Origin of the sequence: Streptomyces sp. ISL-96, assembly GCF_018614035.1 — a bacterium.
GTDB lineage: Bacteria > Actinomycetota > Actinomycetes > Streptomycetales > Streptomycetaceae > Streptomyces.
Map to the genome: position 1 here is coordinate 87,706 of NZ_JAGGPA010000042.1, position 26,919 is coordinate 114,624.

The 26,919-nt window shown below is 70.8% G+C and carries 18 protein-coding genes; 14 read left to right on the forward strand and 4 right to left on the reverse strand.

The window, feature by feature from the left end; translation table 11 throughout:
• Positions 1-10: 10 nt before the first annotated feature.
• The 9 genes from J7E96_RS25980 to J7E96_RS26020 are packed head-to-tail and all read left to right on the forward strand — an operon-like array spanning position 11 to position 18,590.
• Positions 11-964, forward strand: a complete 954-nt coding sequence (locus J7E96_RS25980) for an ornithine carbamoyltransferase (protein WP_215134393.1) — start codon at positions 11-13, stop codon at positions 962-964.
• On the forward strand, positions 961-2,232 hold the full coding sequence (locus tag J7E96_RS25985; RefSeq protein ID WP_308296143.1) for an MFS transporter: 1,272 nt from the start codon (positions 961-963) through the stop codon (positions 2,230-2,232). The genes J7E96_RS25980 and J7E96_RS25985 overlap by 4 nt, the downstream gene beginning before the upstream one ends.
• Positions 2,225-3,010 (forward strand): thioesterase II family protein, encoded by a 786-nt coding sequence (locus J7E96_RS25990; RefSeq protein ID WP_215134397.1) that lies wholly within the window; start codon positions 2,225-2,227, stop codon positions 3,008-3,010. The genes J7E96_RS25985 and J7E96_RS25990 overlap by 8 nt, the downstream gene beginning before the upstream one ends.
• 30 nt (positions 3,011-3,040) lie before the next feature.
• Positions 3,041-3,976: a TauD/TfdA family dioxygenase gene (locus tag J7E96_RS25995; protein WP_215134399.1), complete on the forward strand. Its 936-nt coding sequence runs from the start codon at positions 3,041-3,043 to the stop codon at positions 3,974-3,976.
• A 7-nt stretch (positions 3,977-3,983) separates the two neighbouring features.
• On the forward strand, positions 3,984-4,769 hold the full coding sequence (locus J7E96_RS26000; protein WP_215134402.1) for a 4'-phosphopantetheinyl transferase superfamily protein: 786 nt from the start codon (positions 3,984-3,986) through the stop codon (positions 4,767-4,769).
• Complete coding sequence (locus tag J7E96_RS26005) at positions 4,766-5,689, forward strand: TauD/TfdA family dioxygenase (protein ID WP_215134404.1); 924 nt, start codon at positions 4,766-4,768, stop codon at positions 5,687-5,689. The genes J7E96_RS26000 and J7E96_RS26005 overlap by 4 nt, the downstream gene beginning before the upstream one ends.
• The gene (locus tag J7E96_RS26010; protein ID WP_308296144.1) at positions 5,677-6,978 is read left to right on the forward strand and encodes an MFS transporter; all 1,302 of its coding nucleotides are present in this window, start codon (positions 5,677-5,679) and stop codon (positions 6,976-6,978) included. Before J7E96_RS26005 ends, J7E96_RS26010 begins: the two co-directional genes overlap by 13 nt.
• Positions 6,956-17,581 (forward strand): non-ribosomal peptide synthetase, encoded by a 10,626-nt coding sequence (locus J7E96_RS26015; RefSeq protein ID WP_215134407.1) that lies wholly within the window; start codon positions 6,956-6,958, stop codon positions 17,579-17,581. The genes J7E96_RS26010 and J7E96_RS26015 overlap by 23 nt, the downstream gene beginning before the upstream one ends.
• 16 nt (positions 17,582-17,597) lie before the next feature.
• On the forward strand, positions 17,598-18,590 hold the full coding sequence (locus J7E96_RS26020) for a serine hydrolase (RefSeq protein ID WP_215134409.1): 993 nt from the start codon (positions 17,598-17,600) through the stop codon (positions 18,588-18,590).
• A 63-nt stretch (positions 18,591-18,653) separates the two neighbouring features.
• Here the strand turns inward: J7E96_RS26020 and J7E96_RS26025 are convergent, their stop codons facing one another.
• Positions 18,654-19,364 carry a DUF4097 family beta strand repeat-containing protein gene (locus tag J7E96_RS26025; protein WP_215134411.1) on the reverse strand — a complete coding sequence of 237 codons (711 nt, stop codon included), beginning with the start codon at positions 19,362-19,364 and terminating at the stop codon, positions 18,654-18,656.
• A 70-nt stretch (positions 19,365-19,434) separates the two neighbouring features.
• Positions 19,435-19,689 carry a hypothetical protein gene (locus J7E96_RS26030; protein WP_215134413.1) on the reverse strand — a complete coding sequence of 85 codons (255 nt, stop codon included), beginning with the start codon at positions 19,687-19,689 and terminating at the stop codon, positions 19,435-19,437.
• 181 nt (positions 19,690-19,870) lie between these two features.
• Between J7E96_RS26030 and J7E96_RS26035 the strand changes: the two genes are divergently transcribed.
• Entirely contained in the window at positions 19,871-20,509 is a 639-nt protein-coding gene (locus J7E96_RS26035; protein ID WP_215134415.1) for a sensor domain-containing protein, read from the forward strand.
• Between the two features lie 200 nt (positions 20,510-20,709).
• On the opposite strand, the gene J7E96_RS26040 is transcribed toward J7E96_RS26035, so the two are convergent.
• Both J7E96_RS26040 and J7E96_RS26045 read right to left on the reverse strand, forming a co-directional pair.
• The gene (locus tag J7E96_RS26040; RefSeq protein WP_215134417.1) at positions 20,710-22,632 is read right to left on the reverse strand and encodes an AfsR/SARP family transcriptional regulator; all 1,923 of its coding nucleotides are present in this window, start codon (positions 22,630-22,632) and stop codon (positions 20,710-20,712) included.
• 143 nt (positions 22,633-22,775) lie between these two features.
• Entirely contained in the window at positions 22,776-23,291 is a 516-nt protein-coding gene (locus tag J7E96_RS26045) for a DedA family protein (protein ID WP_215134419.1), read from the reverse strand.
• Positions 23,292-23,443: 152 nt separating this feature from the next.
• Between J7E96_RS26045 and J7E96_RS26050 the strand changes: the two genes are divergently transcribed.
• From J7E96_RS26050 to J7E96_RS26065, 4 genes are all read left to right on the forward strand, one after another.
• Positions 23,444-24,739 carry a sensor histidine kinase gene (locus J7E96_RS26050; protein WP_251070429.1) on the forward strand — a complete coding sequence of 432 codons (1,296 nt, stop codon included), beginning with the start codon at positions 23,444-23,446 and terminating at the stop codon, positions 24,737-24,739.
• Positions 24,712-25,371 (forward strand): response regulator transcription factor, encoded by a 660-nt coding sequence (locus J7E96_RS26055; protein WP_215134421.1) that lies wholly within the window; start codon positions 24,712-24,714, stop codon positions 25,369-25,371. Before J7E96_RS26050 ends, J7E96_RS26055 begins: the two co-directional genes overlap by 28 nt.
• A 203-nt stretch (positions 25,372-25,574) precedes the next feature.
• Positions 25,575-26,075 (forward strand): phospholipase, encoded by a 501-nt coding sequence (locus J7E96_RS26060; RefSeq protein ID WP_215134423.1) that lies wholly within the window; start codon positions 25,575-25,577, stop codon positions 26,073-26,075.
• Positions 26,076-26,181: 106 nt separating this feature from the next.
• On the forward strand, positions 26,182-26,913 hold the full coding sequence (locus tag J7E96_RS26065) for a DUF2470 domain-containing protein (protein WP_215134425.1): 732 nt from the start codon (positions 26,182-26,184) through the stop codon (positions 26,911-26,913).
• Positions 26,914-26,919: the final 6 nt, after the last annotated feature.

The following is a 26,919-nucleotide window of genomic DNA, read 5'->3' on the forward strand; positions in this document are numbered from 1 at the left end:
GACGTCTGCCGTGCGCCATCTGATATCCGTCGACGACCTCAACGACGAGGACCTGTGGTCCGTCGTCGCCCGCGGCACCCAGTTGTCGGCCGACGGCCGGGGCGGGGCCCGCCCGCTGGAGGGTGATGTCGTCGGCATCTACTTCAGCAGGACCTCGACCCGTACCCGTACCGCCTTCTCGGCCGGAGCGCTGCGCCTCGGCGCGCAGATCGTTTCGTACGGCCCAGGGGATCTGCAGCTCAACACTGGTGAGAGCAGCGAGGACACCGGCCGGGTCATGTCCGGGATGCTCGATGTCCTGGTCGCCCGGACCGCGGACGACCCGGCCGAAATGCGGGCCTGGGCCGCCCAGAACCGGATGTCCGTGGTGAATGCGATGAGCGCCGACGAACACCCCACACAGGCGCTCACCGATCTCACCACGCTGCTGCTGCAGTTCGGCCGGATCGAGGGGCTGCGCGTCCTGTACATCGGCGAGGGCAACAACACCGCCTCCGCCCTGGCACTGGCCCTGACCCGGTTCCCGGGCGCGGAGCTGGAGCTGCGTACGCCGCCCGGCTACGGGCTGGAGGACCGGTTCCGTAAGCGCGCCGAGGAACAGGCCGCCCACTACGGCAGCCGGTTCTGCGAGCGGCACGACATGGCCGGCCTGCCCGCCGGCCAGGACGCGATCTACACCACCCGCTGGCAGACCACCGGCAGCACCAAGCCCGACCCGGACTGGCGGCGGATCTTCGCACCCTTCCAGGTGACCCGGGCACTGTGGGACGACAGCCCCAAGGCGGTCTTCCTCCACGACCTGCCCGCCCACCGGGGCGACGAGGTCACCGCCGACGTCCTGGACGGCCCGGCGAGCATCGCCTTCGGCCAGGCCGAGAACAAGATGCACAGCGCCATGGCCGTGCTCGAATGGTGCCGCCGCGGACCGGTGGGCCCCGGCGGGGCGGACGGGCGGCAGCCGTGACCCTCGCCCCGCAGGCCGCGGCCGAAGCCAGGCCGTCGCCGCCCCCCCTGCGCAGGAACCGGGACTTCGTGCTCCTGTGGTCCGGCGCGGGGATGTCCTTCCTCGGCTCCAGGGTCACTGCGGTCGCCTATCCGCTGCTGGTGCTCTGGCACACCGGGTCGCCGATGTCCATGTCCCTGGTGACCTTCGCCGCGCTGCTGCCGGCGCTGCTCGTACAACTGCCCGCCGGAGCACTGGTGGACCGCTGGGACCGGCGGCGGCTGATGATGGTCTGCGAGGCGGGGCGGACGCTGGCGCTGGGCTCGGTCGCGGCGGCGGTGCTCACCGGCAGGATCTCGGTGGCGCACATCGCCGCCGTGGCCTTCGTGGAGTCCTGTTTCAGCGTCTTCTACCGGCTGGCGGAGCGGGCGGCGGTACGCAATGTGGTGCCCGGAGAACAGCTGCCGCAGGCGCTCGCGCAGAACGAGGCGCGGGGCCGCGCGGCCGGCATGCTCGGTCAGCCCGGCGGGATCCTGCTCTACACCGCGGTGCGCTGGGTGCCCTTCCTCTTCGGCGCGGTCGCCTATCTCGTCTCGCTGCTGACCCTGCTGTTCATCAGGAAGGACTTCCAGGGAGAGCGGACGGGCGAGCGGCAGCGGCTGCACCGGGAAGTCGCCGAGGGCATGCGCTGGTTGTGGCGGCAGCGGTTTCTCCGTACGGCACTGGGTTTCGTGGCCGGCACCAATGCCCTCTTCCAGGTGCTCAGCCTCGCCGTGATCCTGATGATCAAGGACGAGGGCCGTTCGGAGGCCGTCCTGGCCGTCGTCGTGACGGGCGGCGGCATCGGCGGCATGCTCGGCGCGCTCACCGGCGGCTGGTGGCTGCGCCGGTGCAGCCAGCGCGCCATCCTCATCGGCGGCCTGGCCGCTTGGGCGGCACTGATGACGGGCATCGCCTTCACCAACGCCGAGCCCCTGCTGCTCGGACTGCTGTTCGCCGGTACGAGCCTGGTCGGCGCGGTCTTCAATGTCGCCGCCGCCGTCTACCAGGTCCGCACCACGCCCGACGAGTTCCAGGGCCGCGTCGCCAGTACGGCGAATCTGATCTCTTCCGGCACCAACTCGCTGGGCGCGCTGCTCGCAGGACTCGCCCTCGAACTCTGGGGAGCCGCCGACTCGGTACTGCTGACCGGTGGCGCGATGGCGGCCCTCGCGCTGGCGGCCGCCGTGAGCCCGGCGCTCCGTACCGAGGAAAAACATGACAACGACGGGGGAAAGGCCCATGACTGACACCGCGGCCGGGTGGTTCCGCATCCATCGAAGGGCCGTCGAGCCACGGCTGAGGCTGGTGTGCTTCCCGCACGCCGGCGGCACCGCACAGCTCTACCACGGCTGGCCGGCCCGGCTGCCCATGGACATCGAACTGCTCGCCGTCCGCTACCCCGGCCGGCAGGACCGGCTCAGCGAGCCGTGCGTCGAGGACATGACGGTCCTCGCCGACCGGATCACCGACGCCCTCGTTCCGTATCTGGACCGGCCGGTGGCGCTGTTCGGTCACAGCATGGGCTCTGCCGTCGCCTATGAGGTGGCGCACCGCCTGGAGGCCCGCCACGGCACCACCGCCGCCCGGCTGATGGTCTCCGGCCGGGCCGCGCCGCACCGGGCCAGGACCAGCGGGCTGCACGAAGGGGACGACGACGCGCTGGTCGCCGGGGTGCGCAGCCTGGGCGACCTGGGTTCGGAGGTCTTCGACATCCCGGAGCTGCGAGAGCTTCTGCTCCCCGCCCTGCGCGCCGACTACCGGCTCATCGAGACCTACCGCCCCGAACACCCCACGCCCCTGCGCGCGCCCGTCACGGCGTACATCGGCGATGACGACCCCGGCTCCGGCCGGGTGCGCGAGGACGTGACGGCCTGGGCGGAGCTGACCACCGCGGGCGACTTCGCGCTGCGGGCCTTCCCCGGTGACCACTTCTATCTCGCCCCGTGCGAGGCGGAGCTGACCACCGACATCGCTCAACGCCTGGAAGGCGTGGGGCGGAATAGAAAATTCATAGCTTCCCCCTAGACAGTCATCGCATAGTGAAGGGATCGGCCCATGACCGAAGAGCAGATCTGGACGCCGCTGGAGATCGAGGCGGAGCTCGCAGGCGGCACGGAGGAGCTCACCGACCGGCTCAAAGACCTCGGTGATGAACTCGGAAGCCTGCTGGCGCAGGAGAAGGCCCTGGTCTTCCGGGGGTTCGGGGTCACACCGGGCAGACTCGACGCGGTGCTGGACCTGCTGTTGCCGAACCGGCTCGCCTATGTGCACGGCAACTCACCGCGCACCAAGGTCGGGAGCAACGTCTACACCTCGACCGAGTACCCGCAGGAATTCACCATCTCGATGCACAACGAGATGAGCTACGCCCACGCCTGGCCCGCCCGGTTGGCCTTCTACTGCCAGATCCAGCCCGGCGGCGGCGGTGCCACGCCCGTCGTCGACTCCGAGCTGTGGCTCAACTCCCTCGACGCCGAGATCCGGGAGGCCTTCGCGGGTGGAGTCCGCTACGTCCAGAACCTCCACGACGGCTACGGCCTCGGCAAGAGCTGGCAGGACACCTTCGAGACCGACAAGCGCCACGACGTGGAGTCCTTCCTCGACGGCACCGGAGCCACCTGGGAGTGGAAGGCCGACGGCAGCATCCGGGTCGAGTCCGTGCGCCCGTCCACCACCAAGCACCCGCTCACCGGCACCGAGGGCTGGTTCAACCAGGCCGACCAGTGGCACCCGGCCGGTCTCGGTGACGACACCGCGGCCGCCCTCTCCCAGATCCTCCCCGAGGACGAACTGCCGCAGAACGTCACCTTCGCCGACGGAAGCCCGATTCCCGCGGAGTACGTCGTCCAGATCCGCGACCGGGGCCTGGACAACGCGGTCGACGTGGACTGGCGCACCGGCGATCTGCTTCTCATCGACAACGTGCTGCTCGCCCACGGCCGCCGGCCCTTCACCGGTGACCGCCGCGTGCTGGTGGCGATGTCGGACTGATGACGCCATGACTGCCGAATACGAACGTCTGCGGACGCGGGACGGCGTCCACATCTGGCAGGGCCGGGCGCCGGACCTGCTGGGCCCCGGGAACGCCGCCCTGCTCTCCGCCGCCGAACTGGAGATCGTACGACGCAGGTCGGAGCGGGCCGCGGTCCGGTACGCGGGAGCGCACGCCGCTCTCCGCAGGATCCTGGCCGGGTATCTCAGCGTGCCGCCCGAGCGGATCAGGCTCGGGCGGCAGCCCTGCCCCCGCTGCGCCCACCCGGAGCACGGCCGGCCACGCGTCGACTGGCCGCACACCGCACTGGACTTCAACCTCTCCCGGTCCGGCTCGCACTGGCTGGTCGCCGTCGCGGTCGGCAGCCAGGTCGGGGCCGACATCGAGGACGGCCGGGCCGTGGACGTCGAGGGCTCTTCCACGCTGGTGCTGGCCGACGGAGAACTCGCGCACATGCGGGCCCAGAAGGACGAGAAGCACCGGCTGGACGTCTTCTTCCGCTGCTGGACGAGGAAGGAGGCCGTGGTCAAGGCGAGCGGCGTGGGCATCGCCGCCGATCTGACGTCGATCGACGTACGGCCGGCCGCGGAGGGACCCGTCCGCGTCATCCACACCGAACCGAACGGCCCGGACAACTGGCTGGTCCAGAACCTGCCGGCCGCGCCCGGACTCTTCGCCGCGCTCGCCCGGGAGGCCACGAGCACCGGCCCCGTACGGCTGCGCGACTACCTCCGGGAGATCCACGGCCAAGACAGCCACCACAACGAGAAGGAAGAAGCCCGCGCCGCATGACCGTCACCGAATTCACCGGACCGCCTGGCACCCCCATCCACGCGTACCTCACCGAGAACCGCGACAAGCTGCGCACCGTCCTCGCCGAACAGGGCGCGATCCTGCTGCGCGGCTTCGAAGTCGGCGGCGTGGACGGATTCGACCGGGTGGTCCGCGTCCTCTCCGGCTCCGCGCCCCTGACCTACGCGGAACGCTCGTCACCCCGCTCCACCATCAAGGGGCAGGTCTACACCTCGACCGACTACCCGCAGGGCGAGGAGATCTTCCTCCACAACGAGAACTCCTACCAGGCCGTCTGGCCGCGCACCCTGTACTTCCTCTGCATAGAACCGGCCCACACGCTGGGCGCCACCCCGCTCGCCGACATCCGCGACGTCTACCGGCACATCGACCCCGGCGTACGGGAGGAGTTCGAGCGCAGAGGCTGGCGGGTCGTCCGCAACTTCCACGCCGAGTTCGGTGTGCAGTGGCAGGAGGCATTCGGCACCGACGACCGGGACGCCGTCGAGGAGTACTGCCGCGGCAAGGGCATCGAACCGCACTGGCGGCCGGACGGCGGACTGCGCACCACCGCCGTACGCCGGGCCGTGCACACCCACCCCGAGACCGGCAGCCGCGTCTGGTTCAACCACGCCACCTTCTTCCACGTCAGCTCGCTCGCCCAGGAGGTCCAGGAGGGCCTGCGGGAGATCTTCGCCGAGGAGGACCTGCCCACGAACACGTACTACGGCGACGGCGGGCGCATCCCCGACGAGGTGATGGACCATCTGCGGGCCGCCTACCGGGCCGCGTCCACCCGCTTCGACTGGCAGCGCGACGACGTGCTCGTCGTCGACAACATGCTCGCCGCGCACGGCCGCGAACCGTTCACCGGACCCCGGAAGATTGCCGTCGCCATGGCCGAACCGTGGGACGGCTGACAGCCGGTGCGCGCGAGGCGACAGCGGACGGGCCGGCTCCGCTGCGGCGGAACCGCGACTTCCTGCTGCTGTGGTCCGGCGCCGCCGTGTCCCTCCTGGGCACCAGGGTCGCGGGGGTCTCGTATCCGCTGATCGTGCTCTGGCACACCGACTCGCCCCTGGTGATGTCGGCGGTGTCGTTCGCCGCCCTGCTGCCGCTGCTGCTGGTGCAGCTCCCCGCCGGAGTCCTCGTCGACCGCTGGGACCGGCGGCGGCTGATGATGGTCTGCGAGAGCGGCCGGGCCCTGGCGCTCGGCAGCGTCGCAGTCACACTCGCCACCGGCCGGTTCTCCGCGGTCCAGCTGGCCGCCGTGGCGTTCCTGGAGACCAGCCTCGCGATCCTGTACCGCCTCGCCGAGCGCGGAGCCGTACGCAATGTCGTCCACGCCGGCCAACTGGCGGCCGCCCTCTCGCAGAACGAGGCGCGCGGGCGCGCTGCGGTGCTGCTCGGTCAGCCCGGCGGTGTACTGCTGCAGAGCGCGGCCCGCTGGGCGCCCTTTCTCTTCTCGGCGGCGGCCGGACTCGCTTCGCTCGGCAGTCTGCTGCTGATCCGCAAGGACTTCCAGCAGCAGCGGAAGGCACCGCCGAAGTCCCTGCGCGCCGAACTCGCGGAGGGACTGCGCTGGCTGTGGCGGCAGCGTTTCCTGCGCGCGGCGCTCGCCTTCGTCGCCGGCAGCAACCTGCTCCTCCAGGTGCTGCCGCTCGCACTCTTCGTGCTCGTCAAGGAGTCGGGCCGGCCCCAGACGGCCGTTGCCGTCATCGTGGCCGCGGGCGGCATCGGCGGCATCGCCGGGGCGCTGAGCGGAAGCTGGTGGCAGCGCAGGATCAGCCTCCGCGCCGTCCTTGTCGCCGGACTGTTCGGCTGGGCGGCCCTGATCACCACCATGGCCCTCGCCCGCCAGCCGCTCGTACTCGGTGTCCTGTTCGCCGGGACGGGATACATCACCGGCGTCTTCAACGTCGTCGCCGCCGTCCATCAGGTCCGTACCACCCCCGACGCCCTCCAGGGCCGGGTCGCGGGCACTTCGCACCTCATCGCCACCGGAGCCAATGTGCTGGGCGTCCTGCTCGGGGGTCTGGCCCTCTCCTCCTGGGGCGCTGCCCCCGTCTTCCTGCTGCTCGGCGGCGCCATGGTGGCACTGGCCACGACAGCGACGACGACACCGGCGCTGCGGGGCGAACACGCCGCCACGGCCGACAAGTCCACCGAGACAAGGGAGACCGAGCATGGGCACGAGCGCGCACGGTGACCGGGACGGCCTCCGGGCCGAACTGCTCAGGCAGAGACTCGCCGGAAAAGGCCGCGGCCACAAGCGTAGGGAACCCGCCCGCGCCGACCGGAACGGCCCCCTGCGCCTCTCCCACGGCCAGCAGCAGATGTGGTTCCTGAACCGGCTGGAACCCGACAGCCCCGAATACCTGGTCCCGCTGGCCCTGCGGCTGCGAGGCCCTCTCGACGTCCCGGCCCTTGCCCGGGCCTGGGACCGCTTCCTGGCCCGGCACGAGATCCTGCGCACCCGGTACGTATGGGAGGGCACGGAGCCCGTCCAGGTCATCGACCCCGTGCGCCCGGTGGAACTCCCGGTCGAAGACCTCTCACGGCTCGCCGGCACGGAACGGGAGGCAGCGGTACGCGAGCGTATCGCCCGTGCCTCCAAGCGCCCCGTGGACCTGGAGCGGGAATGGCCGGTCCGCGGACGTCTGCTCCGCTGCGCGGCCGACGAACACGTACTGATCGTGGTCGTGCACCACATCGCCTGCGACGCCTGGTCGGCGCACCTCTTCGCGCAAGACATCAGCGCGTTGTACGCGGCAGGCCCGGAGGACGGCCCGGAGCCGCTCACTTTCCAGTACGCGGACTACGCGGCATGGGAGCGCGAGCAACTCGCGGGCGAGGGCGGACAGCGCCATCTGGAGTACTGGCGGCAGCAACTGGCGGGCCTCACCCAGCTCGCCCTGCCGACGGACCGGCCCCGGCCCGCCGTACGCGACCACCGGGGCGACTCGGTGGTCCGCGACCTGTCGGACGAACTCGCCGACGCCGTAAGAGACCTGGCCAAGCGGCACGAAACGACCCCCTTCACCGTGCTGCTCACCGCCTTCCAGGCACTTCTGGCCCGGTACACCGGTGCCGACGACATCGCCGTCGGCACCCTGCTGTCGACACGGAACCGCCCGGAATGGCAGAGCCTCTTCGGCTACGGCATCAACAGCCTCGTCCTGCGCGGCCGCCTCGACGGCGACCCCGCCTTCGACGAGCTGCTGTCCGCCACCCGCGCCACCGTGCTCGACGCCTTCGAGCACCAGGATGTTCCATTCCCCCAGTTGGTCACGGAACTCGAACCCGAGCGCGATCAGTCACGCACCCCGCTCTTCCAAGTGCTGTTCACCCTGCGCGAGGAGACGGTCGACGACTACCGACTGCCCGGTGTCTCCATGACGGGCATCCCGCCCGCCGAGCCCCCGGCACGGTTCGACCTCTCCCTGGTGATGAACGAGGGGCGGGACGGAGCGCTGTCCGCGCGGCTGGAGTTCGCGACGGCGCTGTTCGACCGTGCGACGGCCGAGCGGATGGTGAGCCATTTCGTACGTCTCCTCGCTGCCGCCGTCGCCCGGCCGGAGACCCGGTTGTCGCGTGTGGAGATCCTTGGGCCGGATGAGCGGGCGCTGCTGGCGGGTGGTCCGGAGATCGAGTGGCCGGTGACGCGGCGGGTGCATGAGTTGTTCGAGGAGCAGGTGGGGCGTACGCCGGATGCGGGGGCGGTGACGTTCGGTGGACGGACGCTGTCGTACGCCGAGTTGAATGCCCGCGCCAACCGTGTCGCCCATCTGTTGCGTGCCAAGGGTGTGGGTCCGGAGGATTTGGTTGGTCTGTGTCTGGAGCGGGACGGGGAGTTGTTGCCCGCGTTGCTTGGTGTGCTGAAGGCGGGTGCGGCCTATTTGCCGTTGGATCCGGCGAATCCGGCGGACCGTCTGGCGTACATCGTGCGGGATGCCGGGGCTCGGGTGGTGCTGTCCACGTCGGCGGTGGCCGGTGTTCTTCAGGGCCGGTACGAGGGTGAGCTGGTTCTTCTGGACCGGGACGCGGGGCTGATCGCCGCTCAGCCGGACAATGATCCGGCGGTGGGGGGCAGTCCGCAGAACCTGATCTACACGATCTACACCTCCGGTTCGACGGGGAAGCCCAAGGGCGTCGCCCTGACCCACGAGAACGTCGCGCGGCTGATGGAGGCGGCACGGCGCCATCTCGCGTACGGCGAGAGCGATGTGTGGTCGCTGTTCCACTCGTATGCCTTCGATGTGTCGGTCTTCGAGATGTGGGGTGCGCTGCTGCACGGCGGACGGCTGGTCGTGGTGCCGTTCACGGTCACCCGTTCGCCGGAGGAGTTCCTGGACCTGCTGGTGGAGGAGGAGGTGACGGTCCTCAGCCAGACGCCGTCCGCCTTCCGCGCTCTGGCGGCGGCAGCGGGGGAGCGGCAACTCGGTTTACGTGCCGTGGTGTTCGCGGGCGAGAAGCTGGAGGCCTCGGAGCTGAAGCCGTGGACCGACCGGCTCGGCCTGGCCCGGATCGCACTGGTGAACATGTACGGCATCACCGAGACCACCGTCCACACCACCTACCACCGGCTGAATGAGCAGGACCTGCTGGCCGGAGCAGGCAATGCCATAGGCCGCCCACTGGGCGACCTGACCGTGCGTCTGCTGGACGGACATGGTGAGTTGGTGCCGATCGGGGTACCGGGGGAGATCCATGTCGGTGGCCCGGGTGTGGCCCGTGGCTATCTGAACCGCCCCGAGCTGACCGCCGGGCGTTTCGTGCCGGACCCGTTCGGTCCGGCGGGCGCGCGGCTGTACAAGAGTGGTGACCTGGCGCGGCGGCTGCCGGACGGGAGTCTGGAGTTCCTCGGCCGGATCGACGACCAGGTCAAGATCCGCGGTTTCCGTATCGAGCTGGGCGAGATCGAGAGCGCGCTGGCCGGGCATCCGGGGGTGCGGGACGCGGTCGTCGTCGTACGCGACGAACGGCTGGTGGCGTACGTCGTACCGGCCGGTCACGCTCCGAGTCTTGGTGAGCTGCGGGCGCATCTGGCCGCGTCGCTGCCCGAGTACATGATCCCGGCCGCGTTCGTGCCTCTGGACGCGCTGCCGCTGACCACCAACGGCAAGCTCGACAAGCGTGCCCTGCCCGCCCCTGGTCAGGATGTTCTGGGCAGCGGCCGGGCGTACGTCGCCCCGCGCACCGTCGTCGAGGAGCACATCGCCGAAGTCTGGCAGGAAGTGCTCGGCCTGGACCGGGTGAGCGTCGAGGACGGCTTCTTCGACCTCGGTGGCGACTCCATCCGGGCGGTGGCGCTTGTCGGCGCCCTGCGGGCGGCCGGGCTGGACGTCGCCGTACGGGACATCTTCGACCACCGCACGATCGCCGGGCTGGCCGGACTCGTGGCCGGGCGGGGGCGCGCCGTCGTACAGGCAGCGGTGGAGCCGTTCGAGCTGCTGGCCGACGGGGACCGTGAGCGGCTGCCGGCCGAGCTGGCTGACGCGTACCCGATGTCGCAGACGCAGATCGGCATGGTCGTCGACATGCTCGCGCACGACCGGCACAGCAACTACCAGAACGTTGCCTCCTCCCGGATGCGCGACGACGTTTCTTTTGACCTCGATGCGCTGCGGGCAGCCGCGGCAGTGGTCGTCGAACGGCACGACGTACTGCGCACGTCCTTCGACCTCAAGTCCTCTTCCGTACCAGTGCAGTTGGTGCATCCGACGGCGGAGATCCCGGTGATGGTGCGTGATCTGCGCGGACTTGACGCCAAGGAGGTGGAGCGTAGCCTCGGCGCCTTCCACACCGAGGAGAAGGCCCGCCTCTTCCACCTCGCCGAACCCCCGCTGTTGCGGCTGACGGCACACCTGGTGGACGGCGGCTGGTGGCTGTCGGTGACCGAGTTCCACGGCATTGTTGAAGGGTGGAGCTACCACTCCCTGGTCCAGGAACTGCTCGCCTGCTACCGGCGGTTGCGCGAAGGCCGGGAACCGGCTCCCTATACGCCGCCCGGTGTCAGGTTCGCCGACTCCATCGCCGGGGAACTTCGCGCGCTGGCCTCCGACGAGGACCGCGCGTACTGGACGCGGACGATCGCAGGCCCTCAGCGGTTCTCCCTCCCTGAGGGCTGGGGCGAGCCGGACCGGCCGGCCGAGCACTTCTGGGTGTCCGTGCCCTTCGACGACCTGGAGGACGGGCTGCGTGCCCTGGCCGCGAAGGCCGGTGCCTCGCTCAAGAGCGTGCTGGTCGCGGCGCACGGCAAGGTGCTGAGTACGCTCACCGACCAGCGGGAGTTCACCAGCGGCGTCGTCGTGCTCACCAGGCCCGAGGCGGTGGATGCCGACCGCATCTACGGCATGCACCTCAACACCGTTCCGCTCGCCTTCGGCCGGACGGCCCGCACCTGGCGCCAACTCGTCGCGCAGGCCTTCGCCCGCGAGGCCGAACTGTGGCCGCACCGGCGGTTCCCCATGCCGGAGATGCAGCGACTGGCGGGCGGCCGGCGACTGGTGGACGTGCTGATCAACCATGTGGACTTCGACCGCCTGGAGAGCGACGCGGCCGACTTGGACAGCGTGATGGCACCCGGGACGACGGAATTCGACCTCGCTGTCACCACGATCTCCCGGCGCATCGGCCTGAAGACCAACACTCACGCCCTGAGCCGGCCCAACGCGGCGCGGGTGGCGGCGCTGTACAGATCGGTGCTTGAGGCGATGGCGTCGGATCCGGACGGGTCGGCGCGGGAGTCGCACCTGCCCGAGCAGGAACGCCGGCGTCAGTTGGTGGAGTGGAACGACTCGGCGTACGAGGCGGAGTCGGCGAGTGTTCTTGAGTTGTTCGAGGCGCAGGCGGCGAAGGCTCCGGAGGAGGTGGCGGTACGCAGCGGGGACCTGACGGTCTCGTACGGCGAGCTGGACGTGTGGGCGAATCGGATTGCGCATTGTCTTCGGGCGCGGGGGGTGGTTGCGGAGTCTCGGGTCGCGGTGAGGCTGGACCGTGGTCCGGAGCTGATCGCGTCGCTGCTTGGTGTGTGGAAGGCGGGGGCGGCGTATGTGCCGGTCGATGTGTCGTGTCCGGCTGAGCGGGTGGCGGCGATCGTCGGGACCTCTGGTGCGAAGGTGCTGCTGGATGAGCCCGGCCTGTCCGTGGAGGGTTTCCCCGCTACGGCGCCGTCACGGGTCGGGGATCTGGACGGGCTGGCGTATGTGATCTTCACGTCTGGTTCGACCGGTACGCCGAAGGGTGTCGAGGTTCCTCACCGGGGGCTGGTCAACCATGTCGCTTGGGCCGCACGGGAGCTGGCGTCGCGGGGGACTGGTGGTGCGCCGTTGTTCTCGTCGGTCGCCTTCGATCTGGTGGTGCCGAATCTGTGGGCACCGCTGGTCACGGGGCAGTCGGTGCACACTGTCCCGCAGAGTGTCGACATGGCCGACCTGGGCCGGCATCTGGCCGCCGAGGCCCCGTACAGCTTCATCAAGCTCACCCCCGGCCACCTGGACGTGCTCTCGTACCAGCTCACGCCCGCCGATGCCGCCGCACTCGCCCCGGTCCTCGTCGTCGCCGGCGAGGCGTTCTCGCGGGCGACGCTGGAGGGGTGGCGTGCTCTTGCTCCGCAGACGCGGCTGGTCAATGAGTACGGTCCGACCGAGGCGTCCGTCGGCACCTGCGTCTTCGAGGTGCCGGCCGAGACCGATGGAGAAGTCCTACCGATCGGCAGGCCGTTGCCCAATATGACGATGTATGTGCTGGACGGGTGGCTGGAGCCGGTTCCGGTGGGGGTCGTGGGGGAGCTGTATGTCGGTGGTACGGGGGTGGCGCGTGGTTATGCGAGCCGTCCTGATCTGACGGCGGAGCGGTTCTTGCCGGATCCGTATGCCGGCGAGCCGGGTGCGCGTTTCTACCGGACCGGTGACCTGGTGCGGCAGCGTGAGGACGGGAATGTGGAGTTCCTTGGCCGCAGTGACGACCAGGTCAAGATCCGTGGCTTCCGTGTCGAGCTGGGCGAGGTCCAGGCCGTACTGGCGGAACACCCCGCTGTACGCGAGGCCTTCGTCACGGCGCATCAGCCGCGGAGCGGCGACAAGCAGCTCGCCGCCTACTACGTCTCCGACGAGCGGGACGTGCACGACCTGGCCGCGTACTGCGCGCTGAGGCTGCCCGACTACATGATCCCCGCCACCTTCACCGTCCTGGAGGCCATGCCCCTGACCGCCAACGGCAAAATCGACCGCCACACCCTCCCCACCCCCACCGAAACCGCCCAGGACACCTACATCGCGCCCCGTACCGACACCGAGGAGCAGATCGCCACAACCTGGCGCGAGGTCCTTCAGCGCGAACGCGTCGGGGCCGAGGACAGCTTCTTCTATCTCGGCGGAGACTCGATCCGTGCCGTCGCCCTCGTCGGCGCCCTGCGCGTGGCCGGGTTCGATCTGGACGTACGGGACGTCTTCGACTGCCGTACGGTCGCTGCTCTCGCCGTTCTCGTCGCGGATCGCGCACCCGCGGCCGTGATGGCCCCGGTGACGCCGTTCGAGCTGCTTGCCGACGAGGACCGTGAGCGGCTGCCGGCCGGTCTCGTCGACGCGTATCCGATGTCGCAGACGCAGACCGGCATGGTGGTCGAGATGCTGGCCGACGAGAGGCTGCACCGGTACCACAGCGTGACGTCGTTCCGTATTCGAGACGAGCTGCCCTTCGAGCCCGCCGCCCTGCTCGCCGCCGCCCGCACGGTCGTGGAGCGGCACGAGGTGCTCCGTACCTCCTTCGACCTCACCTCCTTCTCCCTTCCTGTGCAGCTGGTGCATCCCACCGCCGAGATCCCGGTGTCCGTGCACGACGCCACGTCCCTGGACATCCAGCAGACCCTCCGTGACTTCCAGGCCGACGAGCGTTCGCGCCCGTTCGTGCTCTCGTCCCCGCCGCTGCTCCGCCTCGCCGCTCACCTGGAGGGCGAGGGGGCATGGTGGCTGTCGATGGTCCGCTGTCACGCGATCACCGAAGGCTGGAGCCACTACAACCTCCTGATGGAGTTGCTGAACTGCTACCGGCGGTTCCGCGACGGCGGGCGTGCCGAGGCCACCGAACCGGCCGACAGGCCCGAGGTCCGGTACGCCGACTTCATCGCGGCCGAGCAGCGCTCCCTGGCCTCCGACGAGGACCGGGCCTACTGGGCCAGGACCGTCGAGGAACACCCCACGTTCTCGCTGCCGGCCGGCTGGGGAGAACCGGACGGGCCCGCGGGAGAGAGCCGGGTCAGGCTCCGCATCCCGATTCACGACCTGGAGCCCGGACTGCGTACCCTCGCGAGCCGGGCCAGGGTCTCGCTCAAGAGTGTGCTGCTCGGCGCCCACCTCAAGGTGCTGAGCGGTCTCACCGGCGAGCGTTCCTTCACCACCGGGCTTGTCTGCGACGCCCGGCCGGAGGCGGTGGGCGCGGACCGGGTCCACGGCATGTACCTCAACACCGTGCCGTTCGTCCACGACCGCGGCCGGGCGGCGGGCAGCTGGCTGGACCTGGTGCGGTCGGTTTTCGGCCGCGAGGTGGAGCTCTGGCCGCACCGCCGCTTCCCGATGCCGCAGATGCAGCGCATGGCGGGCGGCCGCCGCCTTGTCGACGTGTCGTTCAACTACCTCGACTTCCACCAGGTCGACCAGGAGCTGGTGGACGTGGCGCCGACCCTCGCCGAGGGCGGCACCGAGTTCGACCTCGCCGTGACGACACTCGCCGGACACCTCGCCCTCAGCAGCCGCACCGGCGTCCTGAGCCCCGGCGCCGCGGAGCGGATCGGGGCGATGTACCGACAGGTACTCGAAGCCATGGCGGCCGACCCCGACGGTGACGCGGACGAGGAGGTCTTCCTCTCCGCCGACGAGCGGTCACTGCTCGCGGAGCTCGGCCGCCCGGCGCACCGGAGCGGCCCGCAGCCCACCCTGCCCGCCCTCTGGGAGGAGCAGGCCGCCCGGACCCCGCACGCGGTCGCCGTCGTCCACGGTGCGACCACCGTCTCGTACGCACAGCTGGAGGCCCGCGCCAACCGCGTCGCACACCACCTGCGTGCCCGTGGCGTGAGCGCCGGGACTCCCGTGGGCGTGCTCCTGGACCGGGAGCCGGACCTGGTGGCGTGCCTGCTCGGAGTGTGGAAGGCGGGCGGGGCGTACGTCCCGCTGGACCCCGCGTCCCCGCGCGAGCGGCTGGAGTTCATGCTCTCGGACGCGGGCGCGCGGATCCTGCTGACCCGGCGTGAGAACGCCCCCCAGGGTTTCGGCCGGCCGGGGACCCTGTTCCTGGAGGACGTGCCCCTGGGCACCTACCCGGCCACGGCGCCCGCCCGGGAGACCGATCCGGAGCACCTCGCGTACGTCGTCCACACCTCCGGCTCCACCGGCCGCTCCAAGGGCGTCCAGATCACCCACCGGGGGTTCGCGCACCGGGTCGCCTGGACGGTCCGCGAACACGGCCTCGGCCCCGCCGACCGCATCCTGCACAAGACGTCGATCGGCTTCGACGCCGCCGGCTGGGAGCTGTTCGCCCCGCTGGTCTGCGGCGGTGCGGTGGTGCTGGCGTCGGCCGGGGTGGAACGGGACCCGGCCGCGCTGCTGCGTTCCGTCGCCGACCACCGCGTGACGGTGCTGCAGGTGGTGCCGTCCGTGCTGCGCCTCCTGGTGGAGACGGAGGGCTGGGCCGCGTGCACGGCGCTGCGGCTGCTGTGCTCGGCGGGCGAGCAGCTCGACGGTGAACTCGCCGGTCGCTTGCAGGCGTTGTGTCCGGCCGTGGAGCTCTGGAACACCTACGGCCCCACCGAATGCACCATCGACGCCACCGCGCACCGGGTCCCGTCCGGCCTCACCGCGGGGCCGGTGCCGATCGGCCGTCCCCTCCCGCACGCCGGCGCCCGGATCCTGGACGCCGGCATGCGCAGGGTGCCGGTCGGGGTGACCGGTGAACTCCACATCGGTGGCGCCGGGCTGGCGCGTGGCTACGCGGGCCGGCCGGACCTGACCGCGGACCTCTTCGTACCCGATCCGTACGGTCCGCCGGGCGCCCGCCTCTACCGGACCGGCGACCTGGCGCGGGTACTGCCGGACGGCACGATCGAGTACGCCGGACGGACCGACGACGAGGTCAAGATCAACGGTGTGCGGGTCGCCCCGGCGGAGACCAGAGCCGCGCTGCTCGCCTTGCCGGGCGTACGGGACGCGGTCGTCGTCCCGTGGCGGGACCGCCGGGGCGAACAGCGTCTGGTGGCCTACGTGGTGGCCGACGACATGGAGCCGGCCGGGCTGCGCCGCCGACTCTCCGCCACCGTGCCCGCGGCCCTCGTCCCCGGAGCCTTCGTCGCACTCGACCGCATCCCGCTCACCGTGAACGGCAAGCCGGACCGGGCCGCCCTCCCGGCGCCCGAACCGGCCGAGGACCGCACGTACCTGGCCCCGCGCACCCCCGTCGAGCGGGCGATCGCCGAGATCTGGTCCCAGGTGCTCGGCCTGGAGCGGGTGAGCGCGCACGACAACTTCTTCGACTACGGCGGGGACTCCCTGCTGGTCATCAGGGTGATCGGCGCGGCACGCCGCCGCGGTCTGCCGCTGACCCTGCGGATGCTGTACGAGTACGACACCCTGGCCGCCCTGGCCGAGGCCGTCGACTCGCTGACGGAAGGACCGGGCATGACGACCGACGTACATCCGACCGCGGAGCCGGCCCGGGCCGTCCCCGTACCGCGGATCTCCCGGAGCGAACTCCAGGAGGTCATGGCGGCCCACCACGTCCCCGGCGTGAGCATCGCGCTGTTGCGCGGCGGCGAAGTGGTGTCTGTGGAGGGGTACGGAGTGACGGCCGCCGACCGCCCCGAACCGGTCACCCCCCGCACCGCCTTCCAGGTGGCCTCGGTGAGCAAGCACGTCACGATGCTTGCCGTGCTCCAGCTGGTCGGCGACGGTGTGCTCAACCTCGACGCCGACATCAACCGGTACCTCACCACATGGCAAGTCCCGGACGGCGCCCGGATCACCCTGCGCGAGCTGGTCAGCCATCAGGCGGGCCTCAGCCATGTCGCCCCGACCAACTACCTGCCCGCCGAACTCATGCCGGATATCCCCGAGATCCTCGGTGGTCGCCCACCCGCCACCAATGCGCCGGTGCGCGCCGAGCATCCCGCGGGAACCGTCTTCAAGAAGAGCAACATCAACTTCTCGGTCCTGGAGCAGCTGCTCGCCGACGTCACCGCAGAGCCCTTCGAGGCGATGATGCGGCGCCTCGTCCTGGACCCGCTGTCCATGGCCGACAGCACCTTCGACCAGAACCGCCCCGCCGTCGCACCCGTCCCGGTGGCTGTGGGCCACGACCCCGACGGCACGCCGATACCCGGGCGCTGGCGCGTCCGCAACGAGGTCGCGGCCGGCGGGCTGTGGGCGAGCGCCGAGGACCTCGCCAAGGTGGCGCTGGAGATCCGCCGCGCGTACCTCGGCGAACCCGGCACCCTGCTGAGCCGCCCGCTGGCGCAGCAGATGCTGACGATATGGCACCCCGGCAGCTTCTACGGCCTCGGCACCGTCGTCGACACCACCGGAGGCGATCTGGAGTACGGCCACGGCGGCCGCACCGTCGGCTACCGCGTCGGCACCTTCACCCGCGTGGACAGCGGCGAGGGCCTCATCGTGCTGACCAACTCCGAGAACGGCAAACAGGTCAACACCTTTGTCGCGGACGCCGTCCGACGGGCGGACGGCGGCCTCGGCACCGGGGAGATGATCGCCACCTGGGCGCACGCCGACGACGAGCCGGTGGAACGGGCGGCATCCGGTGAATGAGGCGCTCGCACAGGCCGTGGGAAAGCGCCCGGACGACGAGGCCACCGCGGTACTCGTACGGGTCGAAGGACCGGAGGGCGCCCGGTCGGCGGCGACCGGGGTCGCCGATCTCACCACCGGCGAACCGGCCCGCCACGACCACAGGTTCCGCATCGGCGGAGTCACCAAGACCTTCGTCGCGGCGGTCGTGCTCGCACTGGTCGACGACGGCCTGATCGGCCCGGACGAACCGGTCGAGCGCCACCTGCCCGGGCTGCTGCGGGCGCCCGTGACCGTACGCCAGCTCCTCGACCACACCAGCGGGCTCGTCGACGACAGCGACGTCCGTTACAACGACACAGCCTGGTTCCTGCGCCACCGCTTCGACGTCTTCACCCCCGCACAGCTGATCGGCCTCGCCCTGCGGGAACCGCTCACCTTCGCCCCCGGAACGCGGCAGCAGATCACCCGTGCCAACTATGTGGTGGCCGGGATGCTCGTCGAGCAGCTCACCGGACGCCCGTACGCGCAGGAGATCGAGGAACGCGTCCTGCGCCCCCTCGGGCTGACCGCGACCACGCTGCCGGGCGCCGACCCCACCATGCCCGCACCGCACATCCATGGGTACGAGAACGGGGCCGACATCACCGAACACAGCCCGACGATCCACGGCGCCGCGGGCGAGATGATCTCGTCCGTCCCCGATCTGGACCGGTTCCTGACGGCCCTGTTCGGCGGTGAACTCCTCAGCGCGGAAAGCCTTGCGCACATGTTCCGGGTCCCGGACGTCCCGTACATCAGGGGCGGCATGGCCTTCTGCGGCGCGGGACTCGACAGCATGGTCCTGCCCGGCGGCACCACGGTGTGGGGCATGGCGGGCGTCGTCCACGGATACCTCTGCGGCATCGGGGCCACCCGGGAGCTGGGGCGCCGCGCCGTCTACATGATGAGTCCGCGCACCCGGGGGAACCTGCGGGTGCCGCCGGCGGTCCAGTCGCTGCTCACGGCGGCCCTGGAACCCGGCCACTGACACACCGGGCGAGCCCGGCACCGGTAGGGGTGCCGGGCCGCTGACGGTCACGACCGTCGTCTCTCACACGGAGGTCAGCTGCACGTTGCCGCCGTCCGTGTGCAGCGTGATCTTGCGGCTGGACGCCGGGTCCGTCTTGACCGAGACCTTCTCGGAGCCGCCCTTGCTCGTGGCCTTCACGGCGTACGCCTCCGCGCTCGGCACCTGCACCGTCACATTCCCGGAGTGCGTATTGATGTCCACGGTCTCCGGCGCAGCGGCGAACTCGGCGTTGATCGCACCGCCGTTGGCATCCACCGTGAGCCGCTTGGCCGCGAGCCGGTCGGCCGTCACCTTGCCGCCGCCCGCCTTCACGTCCAGCGCGCCGGCGAGCCCGGTCACATCGACGTCTCCGCCCCGGCTGTCCAGCTCGGCCGCGACAGCCTTGGGTACCTCCAGGGTGTAGTCCACCTTGCACTTGGACGCCTCGCCGTCCTTGGCGCAGCCCTCTCCCACGCCGAGGCGCAGGGTGCCGCCGGAGCTGGTGTGCTCGGTCTTCGGCTTGTCGCCGCTGTAGGTGAGCTTCTCGGTGACCTTGATGGTGTCCCCGTCACCGGCGACGACCTTGATGTCGCCGCCCGGGGTCTTGACCTGGAGCGCCGTGACCTTGTCCGTGATCTCGTACGACGAGCTCGTGCTCTTGGAGCCCTCCTCGTCGACATTGCAGCCGGTGAACAGGAAACCGGTGGTGACGGCGACGGCGACGGCGGTCAGGTGGCGGGTGCTGAGCTTCATGGTGGCCTCTTCTTCTGAGAATTCTGCGTTGTCTGCTGGGAAGTGCGAAGTCAGGAATCGAAGTGCGGGGTCAGGAATCGAGGTGGCGGGTCACGGTGCGGCCGGCGGCCCGGTGGGTGGCGTGTGCGAAGGAGCCCGGAGTCCGGGCTATCCACACCCGGCCGAACACCTGAGCCCGTACGACGGAGCGAGTGGAGCCCGTGCCGGGGAGCGGGCCGGAGAACACCACGGTCAGCCCGTCCACTCCTGCCGGCAGCCGCCCGGACACCACGGAACGCGGTCCGTTCGCCTCGACAAAGCACTGGGTGTTCTCGACTGCCACCATCTGCACTCCCGGATGACTTGGCCCCGCGATCGCGGCGCTCCGACTGCTGACACAACCAAACCGTCAGCGGGGGGGTCGGCGCATTGCGGCGGAACCGAGTCTTCGGGGTAGGGCCAGACATACCCCCGAAGTAGAACTGGGGTGCTGGGCAGGGTGACCACGTGATTTCTACGGTGGACTCATGGCATCCAAGGCATCGAAAACAGTCTGGGCGGCACTGCGGCGCCCCACATTCCTGCTGACTTCCTGGCCCTGGCGGGCGGTGGCCTATCTGCTGAGCAGCACCCCGGTGGGTGTGCTCGGCCTGATCGCGGTCGTGACCGCGATCGCGGTGGGCGGAGCGCTCGCGATCGTGGTCGTCGGAGTGCCCCTGCTGATGGCGGCGTTCCTGTCGGGCGTACCCATGGGCGCGATCGAGCGGCGGCGGCTGTCTCTCCTCGACCGGCGGGCCGCCCGCACTCCACACGGTGAGCCCGACAGGCCGGGCCTGCGCGAGTGGTGCTGGACTCGCTTCCGGGAGCCCGCCAGCTGGCGCGAGCTCGCCTACACACTGCTCTTCGTCACCGTGCTGTGGCCGCTGGACCTGCTTGCGGTGGTCTTCGCACTCACCGTGCCGGTGGGGCTGATGGCGACCCCGTACATGCTGGTCGCCTATGGCGACGGCGAGTCCGTCATGGCGCTGAAGCAGTGGCTCGTCACCTCCTACCCCGAGGCATGGGCGATGGCCGCGCTCGGCCTGGTGCTGCTCCCCGCCGCGGCCTACGCCCTGACGGTCGTCGCGGGGTTCCGGGCGTACTGGGCCCGGACGTTCCTCACCTGATCCGGGCACTGCCCTCCGCCTCCACTCCACGTCGCTCACATTGATCCATTCAATGGGGCGGCGCGGAGGCGTGTCCGGAGTGTCGCCTGGCAGCAGCCTGCGGTGGCAAGAGGCTGCACCCCACGCCCGCCGGGGCACAGGAGAAGGGGCCCGGGGCACAGCCCCGAACCCCACCGGCCCGCTACCGCACCGAAACCCCGCTACCGCACCGAAACGCCCTTGCCCGCCGGCTCCTTGACCGTCCGCGCACCCGGCAGCGAGTGCGCGTACACCAGCACCAACTCGTGGAACCGGTACTGCGGCAGCCCCGACGCGTCAACCCCCGCCATGTCCAGCAGCGATACGTCGACCAGCCGCTCCAGGAACTCCTCCGCCGCGGACTCCGGCAGACCGGCGAGCACCGCCGCGGCGCCCGCCGGGAACGGGCTGCGCCCGAGCGCCGCCAGTTCGCGCAACAGCCCGTGCTCGGCCACCGTGAAGCGGCGCATCGACGACCGCAGGGTCTGCCGCACATCGAGGTCGCCGAAGCGCAGCTCGTGCAGCCGGGTGCCGTTGTCCGCGAGCCGCCCGGCAAGCCGGGTCACCGACCAGTACGGGCGGGAGGCCAGCCGGGCGCCGGCGATCCGCAGCGCCAGCGGCAGCCCGCCGCAGTACGCCGCGATCGCGTCGGCCGCATCGGGCTCGACCGCTATGCGCCGTACCCCTGCGACCGCCGACAGCATGGCCAGCGACTCGCCCCGGCCCATCGGTTCGCACACCGTGGTGTGCGAACCGGCCACCGCGCTCAGGCGCGTACGTCCGGTCACCAGCACGGCGGCCGTCATGGTGCCCGGCAGCAGCGGGCCGAGCTGGAGGTCGCTCGCCGCGTTGTCCAGCAGGATGAGCAGCCGCCTGCCCGCGGTGCGGGTGCGGTAGAGGCGGATCAGCTCGTCCAGGTCGCCGACAGGGGCGCCCGGCTCGGCCGTCCGTGCCAGGGGCTCACCGAGCGCCCGGAGCAGCTGCACAAGCACCTGGGCCGGGTCCTTGGGCCTGCCGTCGGCGTGGCACAGGTTCGCGTACAGCTGTCCGTCGGGGAAGAGCGGGGCGGCGGCGTGCGCGGCATGGACGGCGAGCACCGTCTTGCCCACCCCCGCCATGCCGGTGATCAGCAGCCGCTGCGGCCGGAAGCGCGAGGACTGCCGCTCTCCCCGCGGGGGCGGAACCAGCCTGGCCAGCAGACCCGCCAACTCCCCCTCACGACCGGTGAAATCGCTGATGTCCGCAGGCAGCATCGCGGGTACGGCCGCCTCCTGGGGGCGAGGCACCGTGCCCGCGGCCGTCGGTTCGCCGCTGTGCGACGCGTGCGAGCCGTGCGGTGCGGATGTCGTGACCGACGCTGGATCCCGTGCGAGGGCGAGCGAACCGTCGAGTACGGACTGGTACGTCGCGTTCAGGTCGGCGCCGGGATCCACTCCCAGCTCCTCCGCGAGCGCCTCGCGGCCCTCGTTGTACACGTGCAGCGCGTCCGCCTGCCGCCCGCACCTGTACAGCGCGGTCATCAGCTGGGCGCGCAGCCGCTCCCGTACCGGGAACTCCGCGACCAGACCGATGAGTTCGGGGATCAGCTGCTGGTGCCTGGCGAGCGCCAGATCCGTTTCGATGCGGTGCTCCAGAGCGGCGGTCCTGGTCTCCTCCAGCTGCGGCAGCTCCGCGTCCGCGAGGTGGGGCGTCACATTGGCGAGCGCCGGGCCGCGCCACAGGTTCAGCGCGCCGCGCAGCGACTCGTCCGCGTCCTCGTACCGCCGCTCGGCGAGCGCGGCCCGGCCCAGCCGGTGCAGTCGCTCGAACTCCATGGTGTCGATACGGCACGTGGGCGTGTGGATCAGATAGCCGGGCTGCCGGCGGACGAGCTCCACCTGCGGGCCCAGCAGTTTCCGCAGCCTGGAGATGTACGTGTAGATCTGCGCGTTCATCGTGGCGGGAGGGTCCCAGCCCCACAGCAGCGCACTGAGACGGGAGTCGGTGACGACCTTGCCCCTCGCCAGCAGCAGGGCGGCGAGAACCGTGTGGATCTTCGCCCCTGACATGGAGATGAGCCGTTCACCTTCTCTCGCCTCCACCGGACCGAGAAGTTGGAAATCCATGAGTCCCCCAGTGATTTCGATGGTGGTGCCGAAGTGCTGGAACGTCCCGCCCGCCCATCTTTCGAGCCGCTGATCCGGGATGTCAGCAGCTGCGGATGGCAGGTGGCTGCGGTGGCAGGACGCTGCAGCCTCGGTCTCCTCGTTCACGGGAGCGGGGCATAGCCCATTGCGTACCCGACGAGTACGAAGACCGGCGCCCACACCGCGCTGCTCAGAACGGACCAGGCCACGTAGGAGCGCAGTGACATCCCCGACATGCCGCAGAGGGTCGGTACGAGCGTGCGCAGCACGGCCGTGAACCGGCCCACGAACACCGCGCGCCCGCCGCTACGCTGAATCAGGGACAGGGCGCGGGCGGTGTGCCGGGGGCGCAGCAACCGCTGCGGTATCCGGTCCAGCAGACGGGTGTTCCAGCGCCGCCCGGCCGCGAAGCCGACGACGTTGCCGAGCACCGCGCCGGCGAGAGCCATGGCCAGCGTCGCGTACAGCGGAACCTGTCCGTGGCAGGCGAGCATCCCGCCCATGACCACCGCGGTCTGGCCCGGCAGCAGCGTGCCGAGCAAGGGCAGCGCCGACTCCAGCGCGGGCAGCAGCAGAACCGCCGCCAGCACGCCCCAGGTCCCGTACATCACCGTGTGCTCGGTCAGCCAGACCATCATCGCGGGCCCCCTCTTCGTGTCCCCCAACACAACCGCGCCCAGCCGCGCCAATCACGACCGCTGGACCGAGTCCTGGGGTAGGGCAGGCCATACCTCCGGCCCTCGGTCTGGAGGGATGGCTCCAGCAGAGACCGGGCTTCTACGGTGGTCCCATGCGCTCACTCAACGTGTGGCAGGCCATGGCCCGCCCCGGATACCTGCTTTCCGCCTGGCCCTGGCGGTCGGCCGGCTATCTGCTCAGCAGTACGCCGATCGGCATCGTGGTGCTGCTGGCGATCCTCATCGGGGTGGCGGTGGGCAGTGCGCTCGCCATCGTGCTGGTCGGGCTGCCGCTGCTCGCGCTGCTGGCGTTCTCCGGAGTGCCGGTGGCCGCGCTGGAGCGCCGCAGGCTGCGGATGGTAGACCTCAGGCCCGCCACGACACCGCACCAGGAGCCGTCCGAACCGGGGCTGCTGGCCTGGGCCCGCACCCGCTTCCGCGAGCAGGCGACCTGGCGGGAACTGGGCTACACGCTGGCGTTCGCGACCTTGCTGTGGCCGCTTGACCTGCTGGTGGTCGCAATGGCGCTGAGCGTGCCGCTGGGCCTGCTCGCCACGCCCGTGATGATGGCGACGCTCCATGAGGGCACCGAGGCGCCCGTACTCAAGCTCTGGACGGCGACCACCTGGCCAGAGGCGATCGGCGCCGCGTTCGTGGGACTGCTGATGCTCGGTGCGTGCGGTTACGCGCTCGGCATCGCGGCCGTCGCCCGCGCCGAACTGACCCGGATGCTCATCGCCCCGGTGGAGCCGGAGCTGGGGGAGCGGGTCACCGAACTCGTCCGTTCGCGCGTCCGGTTGGTGGACGCCTTCGAGGCGGAGCGGCGCCGGATCGAACGCGACCTCCACGACGGCGCGCAGCAGCGTCTGGTCGCCCTCACCATGACGCTGGGCCTGGCCCGCCTCGACGCCCCGCCCGGCCCTCTCGCGGACCAGCTCGCGAAGGCCCACGACGAAGCGGGCAAGGCCCTGTCCGAACTCCGTGACCTGATCCAGGGCATCCACCCCAAGGTCCTCGCCGACTTCGGCCTCGGTGAAGCGATCGCCGACGCGGCCGACCGGTCCGCGGTCCCCGTGGACGTCGGCGTCGACCTGCCCGGGCGCCTTTCCGAAGCCGTCGAGGCCGCCGCGTACTTCGTGGTCTGCGAGGCGCTGGCGAACGTGGGCAAACACAGCCGGGCGAGCCGCGCCGAAGTGACCGGCCGGCACGAGGACGGCCGCCTGACCGTCGAAGTACGCGACAACGGGCGGGGCGGAGCGGACGCGGGCAGGGGCACCGGCCTGACCGGACTCGCGGACCGGGTGTCCGTACTGGATGGCAGACTTGCTCTGTCCAGCCCTCCCGGCGGACCGACCCTGCTGCGTGTGGAGATTCCTTGCGAGTGGACCAAGACCGAGAGCTCCGCGTAGTTCTGGCCGAGGACAGCGTGCTGCTGCGTGAGGGGCTGATCGGCCTGCTCGGCCGGTTCGGTCACGAGGTCGTCGCCGCGGTCGGCGATGCCGACGCCTTGGTGGCGGCGGTCGCCGAGCACGGACCCGACATCGTGGTCACCGACGTCAGGATGCCGCCGGGCTTCCAGGACGAGGGCCTCCACGCGGCCGTACGCCTGCGCACCGTCCAGCCCGCGCTCCCGGTCCTTGTCCTCAGCCAGTACGTCCAGCGCACGTATGCCTCGGAGTTGCTCGACTCCGGGGACGGCTCGGGCATCGGCTATCTCCTCAAGGACCGCGTCGGCCAGGTCGAGGAGTTCCAGACCGCGCTCCAGGATGTCGCCGCGGGCGGCACGGTCGTCGACCCCGAAGTCGTACGCCAGCTGCTGCGCCGCCGCCGCGATCCGCTGGAGCGCTTGACGGTCCGCGAACGGGAGGTGCTCGGCCTGGTGGCGGAGGGCAAGTCCAACGGGGCGATCGCACGCCAACTGGTGGTCTCCGAGGCGGCGGTGGGCAAGCACATCGGCTCGATCCTCACCAAGCTGGACCTGCCGCCGGCGGACGAAACGCACCGGCGGGTGCTGGCGGTGCTGGCGTTTCTGCGGGCGTGAGGGACCGGCAGGGTCCACAGGTCACGCAGCGCCTGGCGCACGCCCGCGCGCACATCCTCCTCGCGTACACCGCCACTTGAGCCGGCTCGCCCAAGTCGCCGCGTACAGCGCCGATATGGCCGCGTCGTAGCTCCCTCCTCAACGCTGGGCCGACCCTGCGGAATCCCGCGGGCACCGTCCAGCAGCCCGCTCGGAGGAGCTCGATGCGCCGTCGTCTCACCACCCCCCTGACCGCTGCCGCCCTCGCCCTGCCCCTTCTGCTCGGCCTGGCCGTCTCCCCGGCGTTGGCCGCCCCGGCCGACAAGTCCCAGGTCCTGAGCGGATTCACGCAGACCAGCGCGAGCAGCTACAACGCCTGGTTCGCCGCCCGCCAGAACCAGTCCGCGTGGAGCGCGTACGGCTTCGACTGGTCCACCGACTACTGCACTACCTCCCCCGACAACCCCTTCGGCTTCCCCTTCCAGAACTCCTGCGCCCGCCACGACTTCGCCTACCGCAACTACAAGGCCGCCGGCACCTTCACGGCCAACAAGGCCCGCCTGGACGACGCCTTCTACGCCGACCTGAAGCGGGTCTGCGCCAACTACAGCGGCCTGAAGAAGTCCTCCTGCGACGCCGCTGCCTGGACGTACTACAGGGCCGTTGACGAATTCGGCTTCGCCGCCTCCACCACGTCGGCGTCAAGGCGGTCTACAGCGGCGTAGGAAACGTACGCCAGGGCCTTCGCGTGTGCGGTTCGGTGGGACTGGACAGTGAGACCCCTCCAGGTTAACTTAGGTAAGCCTAACTTAACCTGGAGGGGTGGCTCGGATGGATGTTACGGACGCGTGCGCGGGCCAGCCGACCAACGGCGAGCGGGTCCGCACCGTGGTGGCCGCCGCGGGATCGCTGATGGTGGTAACGGACGGACACTCCTGCGAGTTGGCCGGTCTGCACACCCTGGACGACAGGGGACGGCTGCTGCTGCGGGTGCCGGACGATTGTGCGCTGGCCGCCGAGGCCGCCCTCGCACCGCGCGGGATCCTGGCCGCAGTGCTGAAGTTCACCGACATCGCACCCACCGCGGTACGCGACCGAGTGCGCGCCCGCGTGACGCTCACCGGCTGGTTCGCTCCGGTCGACGGGAACTCCCAGGAGCCCGGCGTCCAACTGCGTCTGGACTTCGCACACGCCGAACTGGAAACGGCGGGAGGAACGGAAACCGTCGGCCTCGACGAACTCACCCTGGCCCGCCCCGACCCCCTGGCCGCCTACGAGGCCGACATGCTCACCCACCTTGTCGACGGCCACAGCGACGTCGTGGCCCTGCTCACTCGACTCGTGGACCCGCGGCTCGTGCAGGGAGTGCGGCGCGTCCTCCCCGTGTCACTGGACCGGTACGGGATGACGCTGCGGCTCGAACACGCCAGCGCGCACCACGACGTGCGGCTGCCCTTCCCCGCTCCGCTGAGTGACGCGGCAGAGGCCGGCGGCCGGATCCAGGCACTGCTCGCGGCGGCACCCGCCTGCTGCCGTCGGCACGAGTCACCGAGCCGACCGTGATCGACC